This is a genomic window from Vibrio sp. 10N.261.45.E2, assembly GCF_002875705.1.
Lineage (GTDB): Bacteria > Pseudomonadota > Gammaproteobacteria > Enterobacterales > Vibrionaceae > Vibrio.
Map to the genome: position 1 here is coordinate 41,285 of NZ_MCZZ01000128.1, position 16,078 is coordinate 57,362.

The window sequence follows — 16,078 nt, forward strand, 5'->3', positions numbered from 1 at the left end:
CAGTAATTAGATAGCACCACCTCTTAACGGAAGTGGTGCTTTTATTTAAAATGAAGAAAATGAAGAAAATGAAGAAAATGAAGATAAGGGAGAGAGGAAAGCCATAACGCTTTCCCAAAAACCATCGAATTAAAACTCAATCACTGGTGGTGCTATCTCTACAGGTACGCCGTTTTGAGCAAAGATAACCGCTTTCGCTTTTGAATTAGGCAGCTCTGCGTCTTCAAGCCACCATTTTAATTCCACAGGAATCTGTAGTGATTTCTTTGAACCATCACTTCGAGTTAATGGTTCATGCGCTTCAACAAACACACTTCTATCCGGCTCTAATGACACCTTAATCGGCTCATTGATAATAGTGACCTGTTCACCACGGTTTACTTGTTCAAAAAGCCACTCAATATCTTTAGGCTCCATTCGAATACAACCAGAACTGACTCGTAAACCAATTCCGAAGTCTTTATTCGTTCCATGTATCAAATAGTCGCCAGCGCCATACGCAAGTCTCAAAGCATACTCACCCAATGGATTTTCCGGCCCAGCGGGCACCACTCTCGGTAATTCAATGCCTTTTTCAAGATACTCTTTGCGGATTGAATTGGGTGGCGTCCATGTTGGATTCGGTCTTTTTTGGCTTATCTTGGTGATCATCTCCGGAGTATCGCGCCCGACTCGCCCAATCCCGACGGGAAAGACATGCACCAGATTTTTCTCAGGTTCAAAGTAATACAACCTTAACTCTGCAAGGTTGATGACAATCCCCTTTCTTGGGGTATCAGGAAGAATCAAACGACTTGGAATGCTTAACACATAGCCTTCCGCAGGTAGAAAAGGATCCACCCCTTTGTTAGCTGCCATTAAAGAGAGAAAACCAATATCGTATTGCTTGGCTATGATAGCCAAGGTTTCGCCCGCCGCCACTTCATGTTGCTGTATTCGTCCTACAATGCGGCTTTCTGTTGGTGGCAATTCAAAGGTCGCCGCAGATACCCACGATGAAGCTACCCCACAAGCAAGCAAAGTAGTTTTTACAACAAACGATGCGACCCTGTTTAGTCGTGTTTTTATTGACGGCAAAGGCACCGAGTTAGCGCAATACGACATACAAATCCTTGGTTCGTCTTTTATCAAAGTTTAGATTATCGCTGATTAAACGTCTCTACAACGTATTGTTGTCTCGAAACTAATAGGCAACAAGTTCATATGTCAGCCTTCTCCTTTCATTATCTCGCAATCTATCCATACAAAATCGATTGCCTTTAAGGTTTCAACATATTTAGTTATCAATATTAATAAAACTATAATGCTAGACCCATTTTGTGACTAAAGTCTCATGGACCCTCGTTTTAACTCGCTAATATTGCCTCAACAAAACGAATTCAATTCAACAGAATCGGTAATTGATTAAATCCTGTTCCTATAATTACCGTTTAAACTTTGGAGAACGACCATGGCTACACCTCATATTAACGCTCAAGCTGGTGATTTCGCAGAAACAGTACTTATGCCAGGCGACCCGCTTCGCGCAAAATACATTGCTGAAACATTCCTTGATGACGTGAAGCAAGTTTGTGACGTTCGCAACATGTTTGGTTACACAGGCACTTACAAAGGTAAGAAAGTTTCTGTAATGGGCCACGGTATGGGTATCCCATCATGCTGCATCTACGTACACGAACTAATCGCTGAGTACGGTGTAAAGAACGTAATTCGCGTAGGTAGCTGTGGCGCAGTACGTGACGACGTTAAACTAATGGACGTTGTTATCGGCATGGGTGCTTCAACAGACTCAAAAGTAAACCGTATTCGTTTCAACAACCACGACTTCGCAGCAATCGCTGATTTCGGTCTTCTAGAAGAAGCAGTAAACCAAGCACGTGCGCAAGAAGTTCCAGTTAAGGTTGGTAACGTATTCTCTGCAGACCTTTTCTACACTCCAGAAGCTGACCTTTTCGAAAAAATGGAAAAGCTAGGCATCCTAGGTGTTGATATGGAAGCAGCTGGTATCTACGGTGTTGCTGCAGACCTTGGTGCTAAAGCACTAACTATCCTAACAGTATCTGACCACATTATCCGTGGTGAAAAACTAAGTTCTGAAGAGCGTCAAAAGTCTTTCAACGACATGATGAAAGTTGCTCTAGAGACTGCAATCAACATCTAACGATTTGATAAAAGATACATTGAAAAGCGTTACCCCGCAGCCAGGCTCGCTTGGCTGCTCAAATAATCCCGAGGGGGAGATCGTGTCTAACGACAAGCTGCCAAAAGATGCAGATGGTTTGCAACTCAACTTTTGTAAAACATTGGCGTGTGACAACTTTGGCTTGAGCGATGCAAAACGGTATGTTTTGCAACACGCGAACCCTAAGCGTCCAGCGATGGTTTGTCGTGAATGTGGAGCTTTCCCCCCCTTACTTAACAATCGTGAAGTGTTAAGCGAACTTCATCGCCTAAGACAACTTCACAGCGATGGGCTCCCAGCTTGTCGTAATGATGATTGCGATAACTTCGGCTTATCGGTTCATACTCACAAACATCTCTATCATGCCTTCGGCTACAGTGGCGACAGGCAACGTTATCGATGCAAAGACTGCCAATCAACCTTCGTTGATAAATGGTCTGGATCCAATAAAAAACTCCAATTTCAAGAAAACCTCATGGGCTTACTGTTCATGGGCTATTCCGTACGCGAAATCTGTAGAAAATTAGAGATCAACCCAAAGACTTTTTATGATCATGTTGACCATATCGCAAGCCGTTGTCGTCGTAAATTGGCGATGATCGATGCACGATGGGTTAACCATGCGAAAGATTACGAGTTCGCATCTCACTACCAGCGTCTGCAGCCACAAAGTAACAACGGTGTGGTTTGGATAGCGACGGGTGAGGCGCATTCTGGCTACATCCTTTGCCAACACGTTAACTACTCTCAAAATGAAGAGCCGTCTGGGAATGTGGACCATAATCCTTATGATGATGTTGCACGCTTTGTATCAAAAGAGCACTCTTCAGAAGCGAATCTCGAACTGCCTCAGCCCTCTGACAAACTAAAAGAGCGCATTGAACAGCAGTACCAAGTGATTCTTGCGAGAGGTAACGTTGAGGACCCGATGGGTAACCTCACCACATTTAGCTACCCTTCAAAAGGCGCACTAATTCGACCGCCTTATACCTCTTATGCTCACTTCCTGCATGTGCTGGATATGTGTAATGAAGACAAACATGTCGCCATCTATATGCCACAAGATCCATTACTAAGATCTGCCGCTTTAAGCGTATGTTTGCCGCGTATTCAGAGTCAAAATATTGACCTTATGTATGTCGAGGAAGATTCAGGCTGGCAAGACGATCAAAGTTTTGAAAAGATCGACATCGTTCACATGAGTTGGTGGCGAGATCGTTGGGCTATTGCGAATCAGGGTGATAACCAGAAAGGTATTTGCTACCTAACAGGTAACAATCCAGAACCAAAACAGTGGTTTAATACGGCTTCAATTCAACAAACTAAGTTCTATCAACAGCGCTTCCAACTGTTATTTGATAGCTTTATTAATGAGCCCAGACGTAAGCTTCGTCCTGGGGGTATTCTTCCATTGCTCGACATATTTAGAGCTTGGCACAATCTGTGCTACCAAGATAAGCAAGGGCTCACGGCAGCGCAACGCTTAGGCGTAGCAGAGCAGCCATTGACTCTAAAGCAACTACTTTCATAGCAACAAAGCCTATAGATAATTATTCGGGAACTCATTGATTTTAAAGCAACAACATGAGGTAACACCCATAATTAGAAAAGATCGATGTTCCTTTGACGCTCTAAGAAAGATAATTGGTGCTTATCTCAAATTACACTCTTATAATGATTGTGTTATCAATATGTTCGATAATCATGGATCTAAGTCTTGGACAAAAATCAGTACCTTCTTGAAACAGAATTAGAAAAACTCAAAACTCGCGTCGACTCTGAGCCATCGGTGATCCTAGAGGTTGCCCAACAGTGCCTAGTCCGCTCAGAGCAAGTTCTGTTTGAAGAGGGTGCCATCCAGTCATTGATGTTAATGGCAAGGTGTAGCTGGAACCTGATGGATTACCAAAAAGGTTTGAAGTACATCAAGGAAGCCTACAAGCGACAAAGCCGATTAGATACCGACCTTTTTCTCCCTGAAATCCTCCATTTACACGCGCTCCAGTTCTGGGGACAAGCCAAGTACTACTCCGCCCAACAGTTTTGGATCAATGCTTTAGAGCAATCTGCATTGGTTGATGAAGTCGAAATTCAAATTGAATGTCTCATTGGTCTTGGCAATATTTGGCGAATGACCCACGAATATAAACTTGCGCGTTCTACTCACCAACTGGCCGTTAAAGTGGCTAACAACAGCCGCATTGGTTGGTTAGAAGGCAAAGCCAGAATATTGCTCGCATGGGATTACTACCTTCTCAATAATTATGTGGAAATGCTGTCGGTCTTGGACGGTGCAGAAGAAGCATTAAAAGACCACAAAGACAACACTTGGCATGCTGAGGTGTGGGACTTCCGTGGCCTTGCGCTGCTTGGTCTTGAGCGTTTAGATGACGCAGAGCGCGCCACTGCTAAAGCGCACAATCTGGCAGTGGAACACAACCTCGTTTGGATGAAGGCGCACTCATACATCAGCAGAGCGCGATTGGAGCTTCTTAGAAAAAGGCCTGAACAAGCAGCAGAATTACTCAGACTCGCTGAACAGTCTGCAAACGAGTTCGACAATGGCGAGTTGCTGAGCCAAATCTGTTACCAACAATCTTTGGTAGCAGAAGAAAACCAAGACTTCCAAACCGCACTCATCGCCTTTAAAAAGTACCGTCAATATTCTATCGGTATGCTCAAAGAGCAAACGACACGTGTTGGATTAGATAAAGCGCGCAGTTCAAAACGCCAACTAGAGCAGAGAGCACGAAAACTGATTAACCGTATTCGTGGTCAACATGAGTACGATTCTGAAAAACACCTCTCTTACGTGGTTTCTGAAACCTTTTGGTGGGAAAAGTTGGTGCTGTTTAAGACCGAACTTAAACGCTCGAACCACAGCATCATTATGTTCCACCATGTCGATACTGATTACTTAGATGTTTGTACCGAGATTGCTCATGCGTTATGTAACCAAAATGACTTCATCGCAAGGCTAAGTTCTGAACGTGTTGCCCTTATGCTTTCCGAAAAAGGCGAAGCGGCAGAGCAAACCTTCCAAACTCTCAGCACCATGCTTGATATCTATCCATGGCATAGAAAAGGATTAAAAGGTTCAAAACCAACCGTCAGCCTCAATGATATTTTGACGTTCCCGTTCACGCTTGAACAACTAGAAGAAGACGATGCTGAGGTAATAGAATAATGGAAACTCTATTAAGCAAGATCACAGACGCAGGTTTAGACCCTTCATCAGTATCAGGTGAAGAAGCGATCATCTTCTGGAACCACATTCGTCAGCACGTTTCGACAACACAAACAGAGCAAGCTCACTGCTTTATCATTAGCTCTGAATATCGTGCCGAGTTACAACAGAATCAGACCAGTATCGAAGAGTTGAGACTGGCACTCGACCTACTCCACCTTCCTGCCGATATCGAAGACATTCTGACAGTCAAAACCAGCTTAAGTGACCGCTTAGTTGAAATTGGCGATTACACGTCGGCACTCAGCGAATTTGTCAGCTCATCGACAATCGCGGTTGAACACGGCCATATTGATGAGTATGTCTTAGCAATTTTAGGCATGGGGAACCTGTGTGACTCCTATGGCGATCACAACAGAGCCCTTCGCTACTATCAAAAAATCAGCAGCATCGACCATGCGATAAGCAGTCGCTCACTTCGCCTCAAATTCAAGCTGCACATGGTGGCAAGCTTGCTCCTGCTCAACCGCGTAACTGCAGCCAGCGATTTGCTGAATGAGTGCGAGGAACTGAGTATATTAGTGAGTGACAAGTTACTCACTGCTCAAATATTGCTTTACCAAGCGAAGGTTCTGCGCGCTAAGAAAAAACACCATGATGCGCTACGCTGTCTATCTAAGATTCAGTATCCAGCCAACAGCACTCAAGCAAGTTGGCTCGCAACCATGACTCGTCTAGAGTTAGCACATTGCCTAAGCGCAATCGGCAAGCAAGACTACGCGAGCATGATTTTGTCGAGCACAAACAAGCGAGTGAAGACTCACTCATCTCCAGTGCTTGCGAAGCGATTCTACGACTCTCTGAGTGATGTCTGTATGAATCAAGGGCGTTTTCAAGAAGCGCTCAGCTATGAGAAGAAAGGCTACCGGATTGAAACCGATCTGATGAAGCAGATCCCGATCAGTGAGCTCGGTTCAAGCCAACTGCGCCGCCTATCGCGTTTTGAGTTACAACTCAAACTCATTCTCTCTGAACAAGAAAATAAAGAGCTTAAAGAGACAACTGAACAACACAAGAATGCGGTTGCTCAATTACAACAAGACGTATTCACCGACCCATTGACAGGGTTACATAACCGTCGCTGGTTAGATGTGAAACTCAAAGACATGCTGCTGCACGATACCTCTTTCGCACTGATGGTGATCGATATTGACCACTTTAAGTCTATCAACGATGAACTGAGCCACTTAGTGGGTGATAAAGCGATTGTTAGTGTGTCTCGAGAGTTGCGCTCATACTTCAAGTTCAGAGGGGCTTCTTGTGTCAGGTTTGGTGGAGAAGAGTTCCTAGTCATTCTAGAGAACACTGATCTTCCGAAGGCAGAAATGCACTCTGAAAACTATCGAGAGCGCATCTTCCAATTTGGGTGGCATGAAATACTTGGGGAGCGTGGTTTGACCGTGAGCATCGGTATCACTTTGCATCGAGACGGAGAGAATACTCAACGTACCTTCTATCGTGCCGATAAAGCGCTATACCGAGCTAAAGCCAACGGCCGAAATCAAGTGTGTACAGAATAGCGATGGCACTCTGCCATTTAGCCTGAACCTTATTGATAAAAAAACAGGGAAATACCAGCAAGGGCGGCAAGTGTACCAATGACACTTTGCTTTGATACCTTCTCCCCTTTCAACGCATAAATCACCAAAATAAAGACAGGGCTAGTCGCTATTAATGTTTGTGCAATCGCAGGGTTAGCATTCTTCAACGCCACTTGTTGAAGCCATAAGGCGAGAAACGTCCCAACAAAGATTGCCCCCAATAACCAAAGTTTATCGAGCTTGGTCATTTCCCATAAATCTCTTTTTATCGATGAGTACGGCTTCTTTTCAACGAAAGGGATAATCATCATCACAGCAAACACGCCAATCGTCAGGCGAATCAAAGCACCTAATAACGGTGGAATGTCACCTGCCACTAGTGCGTAATGAGAAATAACCACACCGGATGCCTGACAAACGCTCGCCACAAGTCCATAGCCAATGCCTCCCCACTGAGCTTTATCTTGAGAATCACCGCTCACCGATTTTGATGGTTGGAAGACGACGAAAGTTACGGCTAGCGTAGTAATCACAACACCGAGCCAGCTTTGCAATGTTAATGCTGCGCCAAGGAACATCAATGCCAGCACACCAGAAAGAGGTGGCGCTAAAGATTCCAGCAACAGAGTCTTATTGGCACCGATTCGTTTCAACGCCGCAAAATAGGCGCTGTCTCCAATCGCAATTCCAATCACACCTGAAATTGCCAATATCAGAAAATGGTTGGTACTCAATTCAAACTCTGGCATTGGGATAAGAGGCATCACTAGCAACATCATCCCAGACGCCACCACACCCTTAACAATATTCAATTGCATCGCAGAGAAGCGATGTCCAAATTGTCCATAAATCCATGTCGCACACGCCCATACTATCGCAGCACCAATGGCCGCCAATTCACCTATATACATCTGTATTTATCCTTTGTGGCTATGTACGTCTTAAAATCATTAGTGTCATTATTTCAACGGGACTACCTACAAGAACACCGAAATAGGCTCTTAAGATAAGATGAGATTTTATAAGATTCATCAATGCTTTTGTCCGCATTAGAAGCGACAACACATTATTTTCAACTTGGTAAATCATTTTTATAACAATTACTTGGATGATAGCGTAGTATATTTATAACTAATATCTAACATTACAAGGATCTGTTATGTTTTTAGACTACTTTGCACTCGGTCTACTGATTTTCGTAGCATTAGTCATCTTTTACGGCATCATCGTTATTCACGATATTCCTTACGAAATAGCGAAAGAACGCAATCACCCTCATCAAGATGCTATTCATGTTTCAGGCTGGGTTAGCCTATTCACCTTACATACTATTTGGCCATTTCTTTGGATTTGGGCCACGCTCTGGCGTAAAGATCGCGGTTGGGGTTTTGCCAAGCTTGAGGAAGAGCAACACGACATTCATCATCGCGTCGATATTTTAATTGATCAAGTTAGCACTCTTCAGGAAGAAATCGCTCAGCTCAAACAAGCGGGTACTACGCAAAAAAGCCCAGAGAAAAAAGCAAACAACGCTCAAGATCAGGAGGTTAAGTAATGGATTTACTGCTGATAATGACCTATGCGGCGCTTTGTATCACCATTTTCAAGGTGTTCAATATCCCGCTAAATAAATGGACAGTGCCTACTGCAGTACTTGGAGGTGTGATCATAGTAGGTACCCTAATCCTACTAATGAACTACAACCATCCATTTACGCAAATCGGTAACCAAGTTTACTCAACAACACCAGTCGTTTCAGGCGTTAGAGGTAAAGTTATTGAAGTGCCTGTAGAAGCAAACAAACCTCTGAAGCAAGGGGATATTCTTTTCAAAATCGACCCTGTTCCATTCGAAGCTGAGGTTGCAAGGTTAGAAGCCAAGGTAAAAGAAGCAAGCCAAGGTGCTCTTGGAATGGAATCTGAAGTGGCTGAAGCCGAAGCTGCAAAAATTAAAGCCATCGCGGAAAGAGATAAAGCCCAACGTGAGTTTTCTCGTTACAAGCGCGGTTACGACAGTGGCGCTTTTACCGAGCAACAATTAGACACTCGCAGACAAGCTTATAAAGCATCGGAAGCGGCTGTGAAAGTTGCAGATGCAAATCTAGAACAAACAAAGATAGCCTTGAACTCTGAAATAGGTGGCGAGAATACAGCGGTTTTAAGTTTATTAGCGGAATTACGTAAAGCTCAGTTTGATTTAGAACAAACCGTGGTTCGAGCTCCCACTGATGGATACGTTACACAACTAGCATTGCGCCCAGGTGTAATGGCAGTACCACTTCCTTTGGCTCCTGTAATGACGTTTGTTCACACAGAGGAACAGTTCTATACCGCCGCGTTTAGACAGAACTCCTTACAACGCCTACAACCGGGTTACGAAGCTGAGTTTTTGTTCAGAGCTTTACCAGGAAAAGTGTTTAAGGGACGTATTAATGAAGTGATTCCAGCTATCGGCGAGAGTCAATTCCAAGCTCGAGGTGCGTTACTTGGTACTGATGCCCTGCGTACTAGCGGTCGTGTATTTGTTACACTAAGCATCACAGATGACCTGTCTGATTACCATTTACCTATGGGTACCGCAGTTGAAGTTGCCGTTTATTCTGACAGCTTCACTCACGTGTCTATCATGCGTAAGGTCCTTATTCGCATGAAGAGCTGGCAAAACTATCTATACCTAGACCATTAACTGTACCTAGACCACTAATTATATCTAGACTACTAATTATATCTAGACTACTAAATGGTCGTAGATATACGACGAACCCGCTTAACACATTGTTAAGATGAATCAAAAGCCAGACCCGTTCTGGCTTTTTTGTTGTTTGATTAACCGTAAAATTGCGCTTTTTACACGATATTTAGGTGTTCAGATGGAATTTTAGACATCTAGACACTTACCTTCCCTTATGGAAGGGTTCTACTGTATAATGCGCGCCTTATTTTTTATATTTGCCTAAAAAACGTTCTCATTGAGACGCATATTAAAAATGGCGAATATTCGTTCTTTATTAAGCTTTATCTTTCAGTATTCGAGGTTATCTATGAACTTTTCAGCTAAAACAGTGGTCGTTATCGCCATTGGCGCGGCACTGTACGGCATTGGTGGTTTACCTATGTTTGGTGTTCCGGTGTTTGCGAACACGACATTGAAACCTGCAATGGCGGTGTTAGCACTGTTTTCTGTTTTGTTCGGCCCGATTGTTGGCTTCTTGGTTGGCTTTATCGGTCACTGGGTAACTGATTTGTTCGCAGGTTGGGGCGTGTGGTTAACTTGGGTTTTAGGCTCAGGCATCGTGGGCATGATCATCGGTTTATTCCCGATGATGACCAAAAACCGCCTTCAACAAGGCGAACTGCCAATGAAAGATTTTATCTTGTTTGTGGTACTTGCCCTTGCTGGTAACGTCGTAGGTTACGGCTGTTCTGCGTTCCTAGACACAATCCTATACGCAGAACCGTTTACTAAAGTCTTCACTCAACTGTCTATTATTGCTGCGGGTAACACTGTTCTGATCGCTGTTGTGGGCTTCCTGATCCTCAAATCAGTTGCTAAGCGCAATAAACAAAGCCGCAACCTGACTGAGGCATAAGCGATAATGACTATAGCATTTTCGAACTTCTCTTTTAGATATGAGTCGCTGGATAAACCGACGCTAAAAAATATCAATCTAAGGATAGAGAAAGGAGAGAAAATCGTCATTATTGGACCAAGTGGTAGTGGTAAATCTACCCTAGGTCAGTGCCTCAATGGCCTGATACCTCATGCAATCAAAGGTGAGGTAACGGGCTCTTTAGAGATCAACGGCAAGAGTATCTCTGAATTCTCGATGCACGATTATACCGAGCAAGTAGGTACAGTATTACAAGATACTGATAGCCAATTTGTAGGTTTGAGTATCGGCGAAGATATCGCTTTCGCACTCGAAAACCAGTTGATGTCGAACATTGATATGTACCCGCTAGTTAAGTCGACTGCAAAAATGGTCGACCTAGCGGACATGCTTGAGCGCTCACCTCATGACCTTTCAGGAGGTCAAAAACAACGAGTATCGTTAGCGGGCATCTTAGTTGATGACGTTGATATCTTGCTGTTTGATGAGCCACTAGCAAGCCTTGACCCTAAAACAGGCAAGGCAACGATTGAGATCATCGACCAGCTGCATAAAGAAACCAACAAGACTATCGTGATTATCGAGCATCGCCTTGAGGATGTTCTACATCGCGATATCGATCGTGTGATCTTAATGGAACGTGGTGAAATCATCGCGGATATGACTCCCGATGAAATCTTAGCTTCTGAATTACTTGATACACACGGTATTCGTGAGCCTCTCTACTTATCTGCGCTTAAAGCGGCGAAAGCGCCTCTGAGTAGCGAAGATAAGCTATCAAACCTCAAAGCTTTGGATTACAAAAGGTTCCGTCCTGCAGTTCAATCTTGGTTTGCTGAGCGACCTGCCCCGGTAGCAGAGAAGCAGTATCAACCTTTACTCGAAGTTCATGGTCTGACTTACTCTTACGATGGCGAAAAGAACGCACTCGAAGATGTGAGCTTCAAGATCGGTAAAGGCGAATTTGTTTCGATTTTAGGCAAGAATGGTTCGGGTAAGTCCACCATCACCAAACTCATCATGGGGGTGATCGATGCCGATTCAGGCTCTTCATATCTGAATGGTGAAGACCTGTCTGAGCTTTCAATCTTTGAGAGAAGTCAGAAAGTCGGTGTCGTGATGCAAAACCCAAATCATATGATCTCGCACCATATGATTTTTGATGAGATTGCTTTTGGTCTTCGTAACCGTGGCGTTACAGAAGATCTTATCAAAGAAAAAGTAGAGAACGTTCTTGCTCTTTGTGGGTTAAGTAAGTTCCGTCACTGGCCTATCGAAGCACTAAGCTACGGTCAGAAAAAACGTGTAACGATCGCATCAATCTTAGTATTAGAGCCTGAACTTCTCATCTTAGATGAACCGACAGCAGGTCAAGACTACCGCAACTACACATCCATGCTGGCATTCATCCAAAAGCTTAATCGTGATTTGGGTATTACTGTAGTAATCATCTCACACGACATGCATCTCGTTCTTGAGTACACCACACGTTCGATCGTAATCGCAGACAGCAAGTTGATTGCCAATGCCGCGATGACGGAAGTATTTAGTCAGCCATCACTTCTAGAACGTGCAAATCTTTGTACCACCAGCATTTATGAACTCGCGACTATGATGAAAATCGACGACACCAATGCGTTCATGCAGTACTTCATCGACTACGAGAGAAGCGCTCAATGAACGCATCAAAAGTAAAATTCGGCATCAATTACATTGATACAAAATCACCGCTTCATGCATTAAACGGCATCACTAAATTCGCACTTTTCTTAGCTTGGGTAACAGTGGTATTAACCACTTTCGACCTAAGATTGATTGTTGTGCTTATCTTAACTGGCTTATATCTCTTAAAGCTCACAGATGTGCCTGTGCGCGTTTATAAGCCTTTGTTAATTGGTACTGCTAGTGTTCTAAGCTTAAATGCTCTGTTTATGTATCTGCTAGCGCCACAACAAGGCACAGAGCTCATCGGTAGTGAAACTTTGTTGCTGACATTGCCGGGTAACTACTCATTGAGTCAAGAGACTCTGTTTTACTTAGTCACTGTCACGCTCAAGTACATGAGCATGTTCCCGATAGCGTTGATTTTTGTCTTCACAACGCATCCAACTGAGTTTGCAGCGAGCCTCAACCGTATCGGTGTTCCTTACAAGATCGCCTACGCGGTCAGCTTAACACTGCGTTATTTGCCTGAAGTTAAGAAAGACTTCATCAATATCATGCATGCTCAGCAGGCTCGTGGTGTAGAGCTATCAAAGAAAGCGCCTTTAATCACTCGTATCAAAAATGTGGCTAAGGTTCTAGGTCCACTGATTTTCTCTAGTTTGGACCGTGCAGACGAGATCTCTAATGCAATGACGTTACGAGGTTTTGGCCGACACAAAGCACGCACTTGGTATAGCTATGCACCTTTGAAACGTATCGACTTTGTTTGTTTGAGTGTCATCGCTTTTATCGTGGTGTTAGCTATTGCGAAACGCATTCTAGAGCCGCAGTTATTTTGGTATCCGTTCTAGCCATCTGAATTAGCAATTATAAACAAAGACTTTAAATAACACACCGCTCAATAGGGCGGTGTTTTTATTTATACCAAGACCTGACTGATAATTGAACCAATGACACAATATTGACTATTTTTAACGATAAATTGACCAGTTACTTACCCTTGGAGTTTGAGATTTAATTCAGAAACTCTTAATATACTGTGTTTACAGAATGTTACACTCAATAGAGATTTGTAATGGCTCGAATAACTCAAGTACAGAAATTAGAAAATCAAAAAAACTACGATAGCATCGTACTAAACCTTTTTCTGGCTGAAGGACATGAAGCACTAACTTATGCAAGGATTGCTCAGGAAATCGGCATTAGTTTAACTACGTTGCAAGGGTACTATCCTTCAACACGTGCAATTAGAACTGTCTTACATGAGCAGGTATTGGCTATTATGATGAAGTCATTAGACTTTTCAGATCAAGATTCGTTTTACAGCTCTTGGCAAAGTGCACTTGTAGAGAAACCTTTTAGGCACTCGATCAAATTGATGTTTTTTCATGCATCGCAAAACTGTGTTCCAGAAGAGTTCAACTTACAAGTTGAAGGTGAATTTCGCCAAAAGCTGACTGAAAGGTTCGGGGCTGATGCAAGGGCGATCATTGAAGTGGTCATTGGACGCTCACTATTACAACTCACCAATTTTAGTAGAACTCCAGCGTAAAACAGCAACTGACAACAAAAAAACGGGAGCCTTTCGGCTCCCGTCTTGTTTTAAGCTAGCGCTTATTTCAACTTATAGAATACTGTTGAAAGTGGCGGTAAACGCAGCTCAATCGAAGTGTCTAGCCCTTCGCTTTCTACTGATTCAATCTCAGCAGTCTGCTTCACTTCAAAACCACTGCCCGCATAATCAGTTGAGTCTGTATTCAACAGCAGCGAGTACTCACCTTTTGCAGGAACACCTAAGCGGAAATGCTCGTGAGGAACTGGTGTAAAGTTGGAAACCACCAATACACGCTCACCTGACTCACTGATACGCTCATGGGCAAGAATGCTCGCTTCTGCTGAATCTTGCAGACGCCATTCAAAACCTTTCGGGTCAAAATCAAGGTCGTGCATAGCAACTTCAGAGCGATACAAGTTATTCAGGTCTTTCGTCAAGCGCTGAACACCCTGATGACGTTCGTAATCTAGCAAGAACCATTGCAGTTGGTCGTCATGGTTCCATTCAGCCGTTTGACCAAATTCCGCGCCCATGAAGTTTAACTTTTTACCCGGCTGCGCATACATGTAACCCATGTAAGCGCGTAGGTTCGCCGTTTGCTGCCATTCATCGCCCGGCATCTTGTTATGAATAGAACCCTTACCGTAAACCACCTCATCATGAGACAGAGACAACACGTAGTTCTCACTGTGTGCATAAACCAGTGGGAAGGTAATGGTATCGTGGTGATATTTACGGTTGATTGGATCTTCTTGGATGTAAGACAAACTGTCGTGCATCCAGCCCATGTTCCACTTAAAACCAAAGCCCAAGCCGCCCATGAAAGTTGGGGCAGAAACACCTGGGAAAGCCGTCGATTCTTCAGCAATCGTCATCGCATTCGGGAAGTGCTTGTACACCTCTTCATTCATCCACTTGAGGGTTGCGATAGCGTCATAGTTTTCGTTGCCGCCGTCTGCGTTCGGAATCCATTGATCATGGCTGCGCGAATAATCGAGGTACAGCATAGAAGCTACAGCATCAACACGAATACCATCAATGTGGAATTGCTCGAACCAGTAGAGTGCATTAGACACTAAGAAACGACGGACATGTTCACGACCTAAATCATAAATATACGAGTTCCAGTCTTGGTGCCAACCACGACGTGGATCTGGATCGTGGAACAATGGCGTACCGTCGAAGTTTGCTAGACCGTGGTCATCACTTGGAAAGTGAGCAGGAACCCAATCAAGTACGACACCAAGACCCGCTTGGTGACACTGATCGACGAAGTATTTGAAATCATCTGGTGAGCCAAAGCGGCTTGTTGGTGCAAATAGGCCTACTGGCTGGTAGCCCCAAGAACCGTAGAATGGGTGTTCTGAAACTGGCATCAGCTCAACGTGCGTGTAGCCAAGATCCGTTAGATATGGGATCAGCTCAGCCGCAAGCTCGCGATAATTTAAGAATTCACCTTCAGCGTTGCGCTTCCAAGAACCTGCATGCAGTTCATAGAAAGAAAGTGCCTCTTTACGCTTTTGCGTTACAGGGCGATTCTGCCATTGGCTATCTTGCCACTCATAACGAGCGTGGTCATAAGTCACTGATGAGAACGATGGGTATTGCTCTGAGTAGAAACCCCATGGGTCAGCTTTGTGTGGTAAGCCTTCGCCATTTGGTCCTTTTAATTCAAACTTGTATTGAGCGCCCTCTTCCAGTTCAGGAATGAATAGACCCCACATACCATAATCGAGACGCTGCATTGGGTGGCGACGACCATCCCACGAGTTGAAGTTACCCACCAAGCTTGCCGCTGTTGCATGCGGTGCATACACCAAGAAGCGAGTACCTGAAATCGTCTGCCCATCACGCTCTAGCGTAATAAACTGAGCCCCCATGTGATGGTACATATCTTTAGGTGTATGAAGATCTTCATAGCTCGCATACAGATCGTGGTACTGGTAAGGATCATCGATGATCTGCTCTACCCCAGCCCAATCAACCGCAAGCTTATAGTGAGTGAAACGTAAGTCTCTCTCTTGCTTAAGAATGAAACCACTTTCACCCTCTCGCGCTAACTCAATACGAGGTTCCTTTCCAACAATCAACTCGACTTTATCTGCCCCAGGAATCCACACACGTAATGCACCTTGCTCAGAAGGTAAGTATGGTCCTAGAAATGCAAATGGGTCTGTGAAGCAAGCCTGTGATAGTTGGGTATATATTTGTTTTTGCTTTGAAATCGAACTTAGTTCCAAAACGTTTCTCCCTAACCAAACATCCAAAAAACATAATA

General features: G+C 44.0%; 13 protein-coding genes. 10 read left to right on the top strand and 3 right to left on the bottom strand.

Going from position 1 to position 16,078, the window contains the following annotated elements:
• Positions 1–129 precede the first annotated feature (129 nt).
• Positions 130–1,104 (bottom strand): L,D-transpeptidase family protein, encoded by a 975-nt coding sequence (locus BCT34_RS13675; RefSeq protein ID WP_076654952.1) that lies wholly within the window; start codon positions 1,102–1,104, stop codon positions 130–132.
• 346 nt (positions 1,105–1,450) lie between these two features.
• Between BCT34_RS13675 and deoD the strand changes: the two genes are divergently transcribed.
• The 4 genes from deoD (at position 1,451) to BCT34_RS13695 (ending at position 6,949) form a co-directional block, all read left to right on the top strand.
• Positions 1,451–2,161 (top strand): purine-nucleoside phosphorylase, encoded by a 711-nt coding sequence (deoD, locus tag BCT34_RS13680; protein WP_048661021.1) that lies wholly within the window; start codon positions 1,451–1,453, stop codon positions 2,159–2,161.
• A gap of 82 nt (positions 2,162–2,243) precedes the next feature.
• Positions 2,244–3,713 (top strand): lactate dehydrogenase, encoded by a 1,470-nt coding sequence (locus BCT34_RS13685; protein WP_048661020.1) that lies wholly within the window; start codon positions 2,244–2,246, stop codon positions 3,711–3,713.
• Between the two features lie 186 nt (positions 3,714–3,899).
• Positions 3,900–5,369 carry a hypothetical protein gene (locus BCT34_RS13690; protein WP_076654951.1) on the top strand — a complete coding sequence of 490 codons (1,470 nt, stop codon included), beginning with the start codon at positions 3,900–3,902 and terminating at the stop codon, positions 5,367–5,369.
• Positions 5,369–6,949: a GGDEF domain-containing protein gene (locus tag BCT34_RS13695; protein WP_076654950.1), complete on the top strand. Its 1,581-nt coding sequence runs from the start codon at positions 5,369–5,371 to the stop codon at positions 6,947–6,949. The genes BCT34_RS13690 and BCT34_RS13695 overlap by 1 nt, the downstream gene beginning before the upstream one ends.
• A 29-nt stretch (positions 6,950–6,978) precedes the next feature.
• Here the strand turns inward: BCT34_RS13695 and BCT34_RS13700 are convergent, their stop codons facing one another.
• Positions 6,979–7,881: a DMT family transporter gene (locus BCT34_RS13700; protein WP_076654949.1), complete on the bottom strand. Its 903-nt coding sequence runs from the start codon at positions 7,879–7,881 to the stop codon at positions 6,979–6,981.
• Between the two features lie 248 nt (positions 7,882–8,129).
• Here BCT34_RS13700 and BCT34_RS13705 point away from each other — a divergent pair, with 248 nt between their 5' ends.
• The 6 genes from BCT34_RS13705 to BCT34_RS13730 all read left to right on the top strand — a co-directional run bounded on the left by BCT34_RS13705 (position 8,130) and on the right by BCT34_RS13730 (position 13,797).
• Positions 8,130–8,525: a DUF3302 domain-containing protein gene (locus tag BCT34_RS13705; protein ID WP_076653453.1), complete on the top strand. Its 396-nt coding sequence runs from the start codon at positions 8,130–8,132 to the stop codon at positions 8,523–8,525.
• Positions 8,525–9,655: an HlyD family secretion protein gene (locus BCT34_RS13710; RefSeq protein ID WP_076677400.1), complete on the top strand. Its 1,131-nt coding sequence runs from the start codon at positions 8,525–8,527 to the stop codon at positions 9,653–9,655. The genes BCT34_RS13705 and BCT34_RS13710 overlap by 1 nt, the downstream gene beginning before the upstream one ends.
• 355 nt (positions 9,656–10,010) lie before the next feature.
• Positions 10,011–10,559, top strand: coding sequence for an ECF-type riboflavin transporter substrate-binding protein (locus tag BCT34_RS13715; protein WP_076653460.1), 549 nt, complete (start codon positions 10,011–10,013; stop codon positions 10,557–10,559).
• 6 nt (positions 10,560–10,565) lie between these two features.
• Positions 10,566–12,260 carry an ABC transporter ATP-binding protein gene (locus tag BCT34_RS13720; protein ID WP_102300651.1) on the top strand — a complete coding sequence of 565 codons (1,695 nt, stop codon included), beginning with the start codon at positions 10,566–10,568 and terminating at the stop codon, positions 12,258–12,260.
• On the top strand, positions 12,257–13,096 hold the full coding sequence (locus tag BCT34_RS13725) for an energy-coupling factor transporter transmembrane component T (RefSeq protein WP_102300652.1): 840 nt from the start codon (positions 12,257–12,259) through the stop codon (positions 13,094–13,096). Before BCT34_RS13720 ends, BCT34_RS13725 begins: the two co-directional genes overlap by 4 nt.
• Before the next feature lie 224 nt (positions 13,097–13,320).
• Complete coding sequence (locus tag BCT34_RS13730; protein WP_102300653.1) at positions 13,321–13,797, top strand: TetR/AcrR family transcriptional regulator; 477 nt, start codon at positions 13,321–13,323, stop codon at positions 13,795–13,797.
• A gap of 62 nt (positions 13,798–13,859) precedes the next feature.
• Here the strand turns inward: BCT34_RS13730 and glgB are convergent, their stop codons facing one another.
• Positions 13,860–16,040, bottom strand: coding sequence for a 1,4-alpha-glucan branching protein GlgB (gene glgB, locus BCT34_RS13735; RefSeq protein WP_076653509.1), 2,181 nt, complete (start codon positions 16,038–16,040; stop codon positions 13,860–13,862).
• Positions 16,041–16,078 lie beyond the last annotated feature (38 nt).